This is a genomic window from Paenibacillus mesophilus (assembly GCF_005938385.1).
GTDB classification, from domain to species: domain Bacteria; phylum Bacillota; class Bacilli; order Paenibacillales; family NBRC-103111; genus Paenibacillus_AB; species Paenibacillus_AB mesophilus.
The window spans coordinates 45,191-57,153 of the sequence record NZ_VCRA01000040.1; the positions used below are offsets into that span (position 1 = coordinate 45,191).

The 11,963-nt window shown below is 54.6% G+C and carries 8 protein-coding genes; all 8 read right to left on the reverse strand.

Translation table 11 applies throughout. The features are described 5' to 3' along the window. Positions 1-57: 57 nt before the first annotated feature. The 8 genes from FE783_RS34305 to FE783_RS34340 all read right to left on the reverse strand — a co-directional run bounded on the left by FE783_RS34305 (position 58) and on the right by FE783_RS34340 (position 11,377). Complete coding sequence (locus tag FE783_RS34305) at positions 58-519, reverse strand: N-acetyltransferase (protein WP_138883908.1); 462 nt, start codon at positions 517-519, stop codon at positions 58-60. 96 nt (positions 520-615) lie between these two features. Beyond that, positions 616-1,824, reverse strand: a complete 1,209-nt coding sequence (gene hemW, locus FE783_RS34310; protein WP_138883909.1) for a radical SAM family heme chaperone HemW — start codon at positions 1,822-1,824, stop codon at positions 616-618. A gap of 253 nt (positions 1,825-2,077) precedes the next feature. Next, positions 2,078-3,892, reverse strand: a complete 1,815-nt coding sequence (lepA, locus tag FE783_RS34315) for a translation elongation factor 4 (protein WP_138883910.1) — start codon at positions 3,890-3,892, stop codon at positions 2,078-2,080. A 427-nt stretch (positions 3,893-4,319) separates the two neighbouring features. Further along, on the reverse strand, positions 4,320-6,050 hold the full coding sequence (locus FE783_RS34320) for a hypothetical protein (protein WP_138883911.1): 1,731 nt from the start codon (positions 6,048-6,050) through the stop codon (positions 4,320-4,322). Positions 6,051-6,112: 62 nt separating this feature from the next. Then, positions 6,113-7,351 (reverse strand): M14 family zinc carboxypeptidase, encoded by a 1,239-nt coding sequence (locus FE783_RS34325; RefSeq protein ID WP_138883912.1) that lies wholly within the window; start codon positions 7,349-7,351, stop codon positions 6,113-6,115. 28 nt (positions 7,352-7,379) lie between these two features. Beyond that, on the reverse strand, positions 7,380-8,672 hold the full coding sequence (locus tag FE783_RS34330; protein ID WP_138883913.1) for an ABC transporter substrate-binding protein: 1,293 nt from the start codon (positions 8,670-8,672) through the stop codon (positions 7,380-7,382). 318 nt (positions 8,673-8,990) lie between these two features. Beyond that, positions 8,991-9,785: a squalene/phytoene synthase family protein gene (locus FE783_RS34335; RefSeq protein WP_138883918.1), complete on the reverse strand. Its 795-nt coding sequence runs from the start codon at positions 9,783-9,785 to the stop codon at positions 8,991-8,993. Between the two features lie 218 nt (positions 9,786-10,003). Continuing rightward, positions 10,004-11,377: a hypothetical protein gene (locus tag FE783_RS34340; RefSeq protein WP_138883914.1), complete on the reverse strand. Its 1,374-nt coding sequence runs from the start codon at positions 11,375-11,377 to the stop codon at positions 10,004-10,006. Positions 11,378-11,963: the final 586 nt, after the last annotated feature.

The following is an 11,963-nucleotide window of genomic DNA, read 5'->3' on the forward strand; positions in this document are numbered from 1 at the left end:
CCAAAGGAGTGCTAAACCTTATTACAAAAATACCAAAAAGAAAAGCACCTTGTCAAGTCAGTCAAGGCGCTTCAATACGGCTATTTCGTCACAATTGTGCTGCTTCTTGCAGTGGACGCAGTCGGTCCAAACTTTCTCCGGGAATATTTCTTTCGGAACGACGGAAAAACCGTTTTTTTCGAAAAAGGCGACCTCATAAGTAAGCGCCATAATTTTCGGTATTTCCTGCGCGATCGCCTCTTCCGTCAGGAAGGTGACGATTTTGCGGCCGATTCCCTGGCCTTTATAGCCATCCGTTACGCCGAGAGAACGAATTTCGACCAGATCCTTGCCGAGTCGGAACAGCGAACCGCACCCGACGAACCGACCGTCGTATTCGGCGATGACGAACGTATCGATATTACGCCCCAGCGCTTCCTTCGAGCGAGGCAGCATAATTCCTTTTTCCGCATAAGATTGAATAATATCGTAGAGCGAATCGACATCGTCTTCGGTCGCTCTTCTGCATATGACGCTCATGGCGCTTCCCACCTTGCTGTTCGAACGTGAAATAATATGAATAAATATACACGCACACAAGCGTTTATGCAATACCTTTTTTCCCCGCAGGGACAATCAATTTTCGAGATCCGCAAGAAACGCCCCGAACACGTCGTTACCGAACAAAATTCCTTGCTCCGACAGCCGGTAGCCGTTCTCGTCCGCAAGCAGCATATTTTGCGCCAGCAGCCGGTCCAGCTGTTCTCCGAACGCTTCTTCCATTCTTATTCCGAATTGGCTGCGGAAGTCGGCATTACTTACACCCGAGAGCAAGCGAAGCCCGACCATCATAAAGTCCTCCATCGCTTCCCGACGGCTGACCTCATTCGTTTCCTTGACGGGCAAACCGGTCTTGCAAGCGTCGATATAAGCCTGTACGCCTTTGATGTTTACGTGTCTCGTTCCGTCTATATACCCGTGCGCGCCGGCTCCTAGACCGTAGTAGGAAAGATTGCGCCAATAGGCTTGATTATGACGGCTGGCCCTGCCCGGCTTGGCGAAATTGCTGATCTCGTATTGGTCGTACCCCGCCTCTCTCATGCGGCGCATGACAGTCAAGTACATGTCCAGCTCCTCGTCTTCGTCGGGAAGCGGCAGCTTGTTTTTATGATAAAGTGTATGGAACAGCGTATTTTCTTCGATTTTCAAGCTGTAGGCGGAGTAATGCTCCAGTCCGAGCCGAAGCGCCTCGTCGATCGTCGCGTTCAGCGTGGCTACGGTTTGGTTCGGAAGGCCGAGCATCAAATCGATGGACAAGTTGTCGAAGCCGGCTTTTCTCGCATTGTCGATGCTGCGGTATACGTCGTCGGTAGTATGGATCCTCCCGATGTCCGAAAGCAGCTTATTGTCGAACGACTGCACGCCGAAGCTGATCCGGTTGACGCCGCCTTCCCGCATGGCCATTAGCTTCTCCGCGTCCGTTGTCCCCGGGTTCGCTTCCATCGTAATTTCGCAATCCGACGAACGTTCGCCAAAATGCTTATTGACCGTACCGAGGAAAAACCGCATTTGCTCCGGCGTCAATACGGTCGGCGTCCCTCCTCCGATGAAGATCGACTCGATCCTCTCGGCGGGCGTCCGCTCCGCCGTCAGCTCCATCTCCCGCTCCAGCGCCCGCAAATAGTCCATTACGGGCTGTCCTTGCACCACATAGGAGTTAAAATCGCAATAGTGGCACTTGTTCGTGCAAAAAGGGATATGAATATATACCGCCCGCGGCGGCGCTTGATTGTATTCGGGTTGTGTGACCGTATGCTTCCGCTCGCTTGGCTGCTTCTGCGTCATAGCACTGTGTCCTTTCCGTTTTGTTGCCGGACTAACGGAGCTCATAACGGAACTTGACTCCGTTATCGGCTATATTTCCCGGCATTTCCTATTAATAAAGGAACTTGGTTCCGCTATCCAGCCTATCGCGGGGCAAAACCTCATCGCTTAGGCCATTTAACGGAACTGAGTTCCTTTATCGTTCCAGCAGCTCGGTTTTCGAACGAAATAACGTACTTCAGCTAATGCCGCAATGGCGGCCGCCGGCGCACGCTTACTCGTCTATTTTCAGCACCGCCATGAAGGCTTCCTGAGGCACCTCGACGTTGCCGACCTGCTTCATCCGCTTTTTCCCTTCCTTCTGCTTCTCGAGCAGCTTCCGTTTCCGCGAAATGTCGCCGCCGTAACATTTGGCCAGCACGTTTTTGCGCATCGCCTTGATCGTCTCCCGGGCAACGACCTTCTGGCCGACAGCCGCCTGAATCGGCACCTCGAACATTTGCTTCGGAATAATATCCTTCAGCTTCTCGCAGATGATCCGGCCGCGGTTGTATGCCCGCTCCCGGTGAACGATGAACGACAGGGCGTCGACTTGCTCGCCGTTCAGCAGGATGTCCATCTTCACCAGATTCGAGCGCCGGTAGCCGGACAGCTCGTAATCGAACGAAGCGTATCCTTTCGTGCTCGACTTCAGCTGGTCGAAGAAATCGTAGACAATCTCCGAAAGCGGTATATCATAGATGAGCGTAACGCGTGTCGTATCGAGATATTCCATATTAATGAACTCGCCGCGCTTGCCTTGGCAAAGCTCCATAATCGCGCCGACATAATCTTTGGGTACGATGATCGACGCCTTTACGTAAGGCTCTTCGACGAAATCGATACGTCCGGTCTCCGGATAATTGGACGGGTTATCAATAAGAAGCACTTCGCCGTTCGTCAGCGTAACCCGGAAAATAACGCTCGGAGCCGTCGTAATGAGCGGAATGTTGAATTCCCGCTCGATCCGCTCCTGGATAATCTCCATATGCAGCAATCCGAGAAAGCCGCAGCGGAAACCGAAGCCGAGCGCCGTAGACGTCTCCGGCTCGTAGCGCAGCGAGGCGTCGTTCAGCTCGAGCTTCTCGAGCGCTTCGCGCAAATCGTTATAGTCGGCCGTATCGATCGGATACAGACCGCAGTATACCATCGGGTTGATTTTCCGGTAGCCGGAAAGCGGCTCCGCCGTCGGATTGCGCGAATCGGTGATCGTATCGCCCACGCGGGTATCCTTCACGTTCTTGATCCCCGCTACTACAAACCCTACGTCTCCGACCGTCAGCTCGTCCACCACGGTCATCCGCGGCTTGAAGGCGCCGACCTCGATAATCTCGAATTCGGCTCCGGTCGCCATGAACCGGATCGATGTTCCTTTGCGCATCGTGCCGTCGACGACCCGCACGTAGACGATAACTCCTTTATAGGCGTCATAGTGCGAATCGAAAATGAGCGCCTTGAGCGGCTTGCTCGGATCGCCGGTCGGTGCGGGCACCTTCTTCACGACTTGCTCCAGTATATCCTTGATGCCGATCCCCGCTTTGGCCGACGCCAGCACCGCTTCGCTTGCATCCAGCCCGATAACGTCCTCGATTTCCTGCTTGACCCGTTCCGGCTCGGCACTCGGCAAATCGATTTTGTTGATGACGGGCAAAATTTCCAGATTGTTGTCGAGCGCCAAGTAGACGTTGGCTAACGTCTGGGCTTCGATGCCCTGGGCCGCGTCGACGACGAGCAGCGCGCCTTCGCAGGCCGCGAGGCTGCGGGACACTTCATAGGTGAAGTCGACGTGCCCCGGCGTGTCGATCAAGTTCAGGATATAATCTTTGCCGTCGTCCGCACGGTAGCCGAGACGAACGGCCTGCAGCTTGATCGTGATGCCCCTCTCGCGCTCCAGATCCATCTGGTCGAGCACCTGCTCCTGCATTTCGCGCGAGGACAAGGCCCCTGTATATTCCAAGATCCTGTCGGCAAGCGTAGACTTGCCGTGATCGATATGGGCAATGATGCTGAAATTGCGTATCATGCTTTGTCTGTCCGTACTTTGCGGCATGTTGACCCTCCCGGTTTTCGCGCATTACGCTCCATTATACCAAAATTGCATGCCTTCCAGCAATGGCGCGCTAATTTACGCTTTTCGAATAGGGGCAGGGACAGCGAAGGCGGCGGCTTGCGGTGCTATTCTGCCTCTCGATAAGGTACAATTGAACACTATTTCAGCTCGACACCGACATTTTTGCTTGGTTAGTGCACATTTGTACCTTATCCATCGCTGTCTCCCCGCTTTCCGCGGTTTTGGCGCCACCTCACATCAAATAAGGTACATATGAACGTTATTTCAGCTAAAGATCGACATTTTTTCATAAATAGTGTGCATTTGTACCTTATCCACAGCGCGAAGCCGCCGCATCCGAAAGAAACAGAAAAAAAACGACCTATCGGAAAAGGCCTTCCGATAATAGGTCGCTTTTTCAGCAAGCTCACGCCTCTTCCGCCATCACTCCGCTTCGGATGCCTCCCCCGCTCCCGCCGGACTGCTCCATGTCGAGGTAAGCCTTATGCCAATCCGGCAGCATCCGCTCGGGGATAAGAATATGCCGCAGTACTCCGAAGCCGTACATGCCGCGCCACAGCCGCTCGGTCAAGCGCAGCCTTTCCTTCATATCGGGAAATGCCGCCTCCGAATCATGATCCGCGAGCTTCCGCTCGATCCGTTCATCCAACCGCATCAGCTCGGCCTTCAGCCGGATATGTCCGAACGCCCACTCCTGCCGCTCATGGGTTCTCACTTCCGGTGCGATGCCGCGAAGCGTCTCCGCCCAATCGGACGCCCGCGCGCTGTCCAGCATTTCCATCTCCAGCAGGACATCGGCGAGCTTCTGCAGAGCGGAACCGTTAAGGCGAAACATCAGCCTGCCGTAAAATTCGGCGATTTCTCTGACGTCCCGATCCGGGTTCCACCCGAGCAATCCCGCTGCGAACGCATTGAAATGATCGCCGAACGACTCGTTGTACGTCATAAACCCGTTGCACTCCGCACGTGCGAACGAACGGAGCACCGACTGAATTCGGCGCGAGGCGCTGTGAACCCCCGTCTTCGTATATACGTCCCTGCGATCATGGGAGAAGCCGATATGGAGAAAACAACCGAGGTTCATTCCGCCAGTTCGCGCGTGAATGTCGTCGGGCAGCTCGAATACGCCATATGCTGCACTGTATTGGAACGATCCGAACCAGGTCTTGGCCGGCCCGTTAATAAACTCCTGAAGTTGGCGGCTTTCCTCCTCAGAAGTCCACCAGCCGCAAATGTCGGCCTTCAGCTCGGGGTAGAACGCGCTTACCGTATCGTATACGTCCCGCACCAGCTTCAGAAATACCGGGTAGTACGGCTGACAATCCGGACAGGCGCAGCCGCCGTCGTCGTACGGAGCGCACACGATCTTGCTTACCCGGATGCCCGACTGCCGCAAATCCTCGAACAGCCGCCTCTGATTGCCGAGAATGACCTCGCGGGCTTGCGGGTTGGACGGGCACAGCACCTGCCCCTGTACGCGCAAGCTATGATTTCTCACCCCGACCCATTCCGGGCGCATCTGGTCGACATATCCTACATTCGGCGTCACGACGAGCACATTGTCCAAGCCGAGCTGCTGGCTGAACGACAGCCACTCCTTCTTCCGGCGCCACAAAAACATCGACGTGCTATGGTAGACGTGAGGATGATACGGGTCCGGCATGTCGTTCGGATCGAACCAATCCCCGTATCCGCTCGCGCCAGACAGCGCCAAATCTTCCAAGTAGCGCCGCATCTCTCCGCTCCAGCACACCTCGAACGAGTTGCCGAAATGGCCGGGCATATAATGGATGCGGTCCCTGATCGCCGGCACGGTCTCCCATACTCCGACCGTTAAGCCCGGCGCTTCGGCGGTGCCTGCTGCTGCAGCATCGTCAACCGCCTTCAACAGCCGGTTTAACAACTCTCCCAGCCCGGCTATGAAATCCCGCCTCCGCTTCGCGCCGATCGTCACATTCCAAGGATCCGCCACGTCCAACACGTATCCTTTCGTCTCACGTTCTGCAAACGCTAGCCGAAAGGGCCGCGTGTCGCCGCCCTTCATCTTTATCTCGCCGATCCGCTCTGCCGCGATCCGCGCCGCCTGCTCCGCTTCCAGACATGCGGTATGGCACTCCAATTTCAGCAATCCGTCCATTCCTGTAACCTCCCAATCCGTTGGAGAAGGCCGACCGTTCGATTACGGACGGCCTCCCTCATTCAATCGAATTCGCACCTTTCTCGTAATTCCCGTAAAACGCTCAGCATGCCTTGATAATGTCGATCCTGATAATCGCGAAGAAGCTCCCGCGTAGTCTTGTCCGTATGCGTTATTCTCGACCGTTCCTCGCCCTCCCACTCCAAATCGAAGCCGGGTACGTCAAGCTCCTTATACAGCCACGCGGGCAAGCTTCCGGAGGAACAGGCGTAGCTCATCCGAACCGGCCTATCCTCCAGCCCGTAAAACCCTTTCGTATAAGCCGCAAGCAATGGAAGCGAGCGTTCCGAGAAGGCTTGATCGTTGCGGGCGTATTTGGAAGCGAAGAAGGCAGGTCCGCATATGCTGGCCAAGCAGTGGAAGGAAAAGACGCAGCGAGGCTTCGCTTCATGGATAAAGGAGATGACCGCTCGCGTCTCCGGCTCGGAACAAGGCCGAGGCCCCCTATATGTGATCGCGTCCGGATCGGACGTATCCAGTCCGTAGCTATAATCCGTCTCTTCCCATTCGGCCGGAAAATTGCGGTTGATGTCCACCCCGCTGCCGTTTGTTCGTAAATAACCCGGATGTCCATGCACGAGCCGCTCCCGTTCATCGGTCGAAACGGCGGGAAGAATGGCCAGCCCGGCATGCGCCAGCTCATCGCCGTTATCCCTCAATAAACGCTCGACAGCCGGAATGATCAGCTCCGGCCCCGATTCCCCCGGGTGGATCAAGCCGATAAAGGCCGCGCGACGAGCCGCATTCCCGACAAGCAGCCCGCGAATATCCGCCCCCCGAACGGAACGCCCGAAGCTCTTCAGCGTAACGAGCTGCGGGTACATCGCGGAAAGCCGTTCCATCCGTCTATCGATCTCTTGCTGCGGCCACCATATCTCCGCATCCCGGACGCGGACGGCAGCGGGACCGACCGGGGGGTCACCCCGGTCGGAGCTTACCCAATAAGCGTATGTGGAGCCTACTTTTGCAAGAGAATCAACATACGTGTATTTACGGCCGTTTCCCGCATCCATTGCTCCCTCGAAAAGAATCTCGGCCTGTTCGGGAGAAAGTCCGTCGAAATACTCGCCGTAATCTTCATTGAAACTAAAGGCCGGTTCCTCCTTCCGGTAAATGCGGATCATCGGCGGTTGGCCGTTCTCAGATCCGGAGAGGAAGAGAGGAGTGCTTTTGTAGAAAGAAAGGCGGACGCCGCCTTCCGCAGCCTGTATGCGCAAATTATAAAACAGCTTTCTGGACATTTCCGCATCTTCCTTCCCGCAAGCGCCGTCACTTTTTCATCGCTTTCGCTTCCGCGATTTTTTTGTTCACTTCTTCATCGGCGTCCCTGAGAGCCGTGTTCATATCTTTCTCGCCGACGATGACCGAGAGCATGGCGTTCGTAATCGCCGTTTGCCCGAAGTTGTTGTACTCCCCGACGTAAGCGGGCGGCGCTGCCGGTTTCTTCGCTCGAATCGCGGCGATATTTTTGCCTTGCCATTGCGCCACGTTCCGGCCGAACGCCGCCTTGACTTCCGTACTTTTCAGCGGAGAGATTTGCGCAAAGTCGGACATCAGCTTCGTCTGGACTTCGTCGGACAGCAGATGGGCGATGCTGAGAAACGCCTCGTCGCGATGCTCGCTCGTGGAGGCGACAGCAATGTAAACAGGATACGGCTGGGAACCGACGCCCGGCGCTTGCTTCATCTCCGGCAGGCTGACGGCGTTCCAGTTCAAGCCGTCTTCCGGCTTCGGCGCATCGGAGTTGAACATGACGAACATGGCGGACGACTTCTCTTTGAAAAACGCCTCTTTAATCGCATTGCCGCTGATCATCGCTTTAGTCGCATTATATCCCGGCATCGTATACAGCGGAAGCATCGTCTCGATGAACTGCTTCCATGGATCCGTCTGGAGCGCCGCTTTCTCCCCCTTGCTATCCAGATAACCGAGAGACAGCTGATTGACGGACACCAAGTTCGACGGAGCGGTGACGAAGCCGCGGTACTGGACTCCGCCTTCGTTTCTCGTAAGCCGCGTGGCGACGCTGTACAAGCTTTCCCATGTCATATTGTCCGTCGGATAAGGAACGCCGAATTTATCGAAAATATCTTTATTGTAATAAAGCAGCAGACTAAGATCGTATAACGGCAGCGCGGTTACCTTCCCGCCATCCAGGTTGCGGATCATGTCCATGTAAGCGGGGTCCAGCCGGTTGATATCGAATTGATGCTTCTTGATCAAATCCGACATGTCCGCAGTCAGCTCGACCGGTTTGATTTGCCCGCGATATCCGACGAACGAGGTGATGATGAGATCGATCTTGCGCTTCTCCGTTACGAGATTTTGCACGGTCTGTCCGGTATTCTCGATCACCTCGAACGAAATGTGCGGATATTTCTGCTGAATGCTTTTCCCATACCTATCCATAAACCATTCGTTGTTCCCGCCTCCCGGCGTCAGCACCTGCAGCTTCACCGGCTTCGCGCTTTCCGCGGGCGCTTTCTGCGCCTCCTCCGTTCCTTGCGTTTTGCCTCCGCAGGCCGTCACCGCCAGCGCCGCCGCCAACACAACCCCGGACATTCTCATGCTCCCCCAAGCATTGCCCATACGCTCACCTCAAACTTCATTTTATATAAAGCGGATCGATTGTCCGCCTCATACCGTACGAATACCGCAAAATGATTCGCACATCTCCGATACAGCGCTTTCATTTCATATCTATAGATTAAACCAGCGGTGTAATATTGTCAACAATATTAAAGTCGACAAATTTCTTTATTATTGTATATAACTTCAATAAACGCAAAAAAAGGAGCCCCGAAGGCCCCTTCTCCAACGCTTATTACTTCGTTCTTGCACGAAGAATCACATTTACTCGAATGCAGTGTTGTACCGCGCTCAAGATTTCGTATCGCCGGTCAGCCTGCCGACGATTTCCAGCACATCCGATCTTCTCAGCTTGCTCTCGCCGGCGGCCAGCGCGTTCAGTGAGCCATGCGCCAGCGCGAGTGGAATGCTGCAAAATTGATAGACCGGTCCCGGAGGGATCGCGGCGATATATTCGTCGGCCTGCCGCAAGTTTTTTCTCGTATAGGCGACCATTTCCTCCATTCCCCAGCCGTCGGGAAAAAAAGCGACGCCTCTTGTTTGATCGTCGTTGCGGTTCAGTAAGATGTTGACGGCTTGCAGTCCGCGGCCGAAGGCGACCGCTTTCGTTCGATCCGTCGCCGTACCGTCGTACCACATCCAAAGATCGGTAAGCAGCTCTCCAACGGCTCCAGCCACACAGTACGTATAGTGGTCCAAATCGTCTTCCGTCCGGATATGCCACTCTCGTTCCACCCATTCCGCCATCTGCTCCGCCATCTGTGCCGTACTTTGCAGAACCCGGTCGGTAATCGTGGAAGGGCACAGCTCGATCCAATCGTTCAGACGCACGGAAACGGCCGGCAGCTGTTCCCGATACGGATGAAACAGCGATTGCAGCGCGTCGCTTCTGGACGGCTCCCGAACGATTGTACCGATCCCGGTCAGCAAGCTCACCTTCACGTCGGACGGCAGGTCGGGGTGATCTTCGATCTCGTCGATAGCCCTCATGCACAGGTAGGCCGATGCGACCGCTTCCTTTAATCCCGGTACCAGACCGTTTATCGGAATCAAGAACGTCCTGCTTGTCAGTGCCAGCATTTCCATTGCATCTTTCATGAAATCTTTCGTCGTATTCACCGGCTGCCCACTCCAAATTCGTATATTGCCTTGCGCCGGCTTGCCGGCGAAATCCGAACCCTGTATCTTATTCAAGGTATCACATCCGGCCGGGTACTTCAAATTTTGCATGCCGCAATGCGAAAAAACCTCCAACTCCGCTATGGCGGTGAATTGGAAGTTTCCCCCTGCGATCCGTTTGACCGTCATTTAAATTGCAACGAATAAATATCGGCATCGCTCAAAAGGAAACGGATCCGCACCGGCTTGCCGGCAAGTGCCGATACGTCTTCGCCGTTACGCCATCTTACGACGCCTTCCAGCTCGTCTCCGTACAACGTCTCCATATCCGCTGCCGCGTACCCTTCCAACGGCCTACCTGATTCATCCGTCAGTTCGACTTGGATAGAGCCGGCAGCCGAAGTCGCATAGTTCAGCAGAAGCCGGTTTCCGGAGAAAACGAGTGGACGGGTCGTCGCCTCTCCTCCCCGATACCCTCCATGGAGAGAGCCGAAGCCGTGCTTTCTCACCGTCACCCGACGCAATTGGACGTCGTCCCAACGGTAATGCTCGGTTACGTACAGCGAGAACAGCTCTGGCTCCGTTTCCAGCTGCACGATGCCGTGCGCAATCATACTGCTGCGCTCCGTCCAATTTTTCCGGTCATGGCCCGGGCGCAGCCAACCTTCCGGAAACGTCCGGTCCCAATGAAGCCCGTCGCGACTAGACATGAATACCGTATCCGACAGCCCCGAGACCGGGTGTTCGGCCACTTTTTTGCGCGACTCCACGAATCGTTTCGGAAAAGACAAATACATATGCTCGGCGCCCGGGCAGACGACCGAAGCGTTCGTATAAAAGTGTTCGATCGGAACGTCCGCATCGTATGTGTTGAGCTCGAACGGCTGCCACGTCCGAAAATCAGGGGAGACGGAGCTATGTACGGCCCTGACTTTTTGCTCCGTCCAATAACGGGCGTAACAGCGGTACGCCTCAATGTTCGGATCCCACAGGATGATGTTGTGCGAATCGAACGGCTGGTCGGTGATGACCGGATGTTCTTCCATTTTCGACCAATGAATCCCGTCCTGCGAATGTAAGGCGTTAAGCATCCCTTTCGTCCACGGCGTTCCTCGCGGTGCGACTCCGCCTACAGCCTTGAACAGCGACTCCTTCGCTGCAGCCGGTGAAACGTCCTTCATCGGCGCGAAATTATGCGATTCCAGACCGCGCCATATGATGTTGTTCTTGCCGGAACCTTCATACTCGTAGACCCCGAGCGCCGGTTTGGCGAATTGGACGCCGTCCTCGCTCTCCGCATAACAGGTAACTTGCCGGTCGTCGTGATCGTCGGCGCGCGCATTGCCCCGGTAGTACAGCCGAATTTTCCCTTCGTCTTGAATGACCGTGAAATAACAAACGGTATTGCCTTCCCAAGGCTGGTCGAACTTCATTACGACTTCGCGCTTGACGGGCGGGGTCACCCGCAGCTCGGTTCCTTGCCGCTCTTCGATCAGCCAATTGTCGACGAACATTTCGATCCTCGATCCGATTGTTGCGACGTCTTTACCGCGTGTCATCTTGCGTTCACCGCTTTCTTATATCGTTTTGAAATCGCTTGCCAAGCGCCGAAGTCATAGCATCCGGCTGACGACTGCGCCCAATAAAAATAGATCGCACATTTGTACATTTTCAACTTCGTCGTATCACATTATGACACTATTGTATCTTTCGAGTTCATTATAAGCCCATCCTTTTTAACTTGTAAATAGGAAATGCAAAATAAACTCCCCTAAAATGTGATGGCCGCGGGCTGACGATCGGTACGCATGTGACCAGTCTGCCGCATGAACAGATCGTTCGCCTGAAGATCAACTTCGGTAAGCGGAAGAGCGCTATCGGTGGAAATAGAAGTCTTTAAGCCGTCGCAAAAAAAGCACATCAGCTGAAAAATGAACCGAATTTGCTAATTTGTGAACCTCGTTACGCTATTTGGCTCCACTTCTCGGCAATTGGAGGAACAGTGAACCTGAAGTAACTAATACATTTAAGCCCCATAATTGGAATGGAGTCATCATAGTGAACTCATGTACACTATAGATGAGGGGGGGCGAACAACATGAAAAAGAACAGCATCTACGAAGAACTCCGACTGAAAGTAGCACA

What these genes read in the sequence shown, in the direction of transcription:
- FE783_RS34340 (WP_138883914.1), bottom strand. Translation starts at nt 11,377, where the DNA reads ATGACACGCGGTAAAGACGTCGCAACAATCGGATCGAGGATCGAAATG.
- FE783_RS34325 (WP_138883912.1), bottom strand. Translation starts at nt 7,351, where the DNA reads ATGTCCAGAAAGCTGTTTTATAATTTGCGCATACAGGCTGCGGAAGGC.
- FE783_RS34330 (WP_138883913.1), bottom strand. Translation starts at nt 8,672, where the DNA reads ATGTCCGGGGTTGTGTTGGCGGCGGCGCTGGCGGTGACGGCCTGCGGA.
- FE783_RS34320 (WP_138883911.1), bottom strand. Translation starts at nt 6,050, where the DNA reads ATGGACGGATTGCTGAAATTGGAGTGCCATACCGCATGTCTGGAAGCG.
- hemW (WP_138883909.1), bottom strand. Translation starts at nt 1,824, where the DNA reads ATGACGCAGAAGCAGCCAAGCGAGCGGAAGCATACGGTCACACAACCC.
- FE783_RS34305 (WP_138883908.1), bottom strand. Translation starts at nt 519, where the DNA reads ATGAGCGTCATATGCAGAAGAGCGACCGAAGACGATGTCGATTCGCTC.
- FE783_RS34335 (WP_138883918.1), bottom strand. Translation starts at nt 9,785, where the DNA reads ATGGAAATGCTGGCACTGACAAGCAGGACGTTCTTGATTCCGATAAAC.
- lepA (WP_138883910.1), bottom strand. Translation starts at nt 3,892, where the DNA reads ATGCCGCAAAGTACGGACAGACAAAGCATGATACGCAATTTCAGCATC.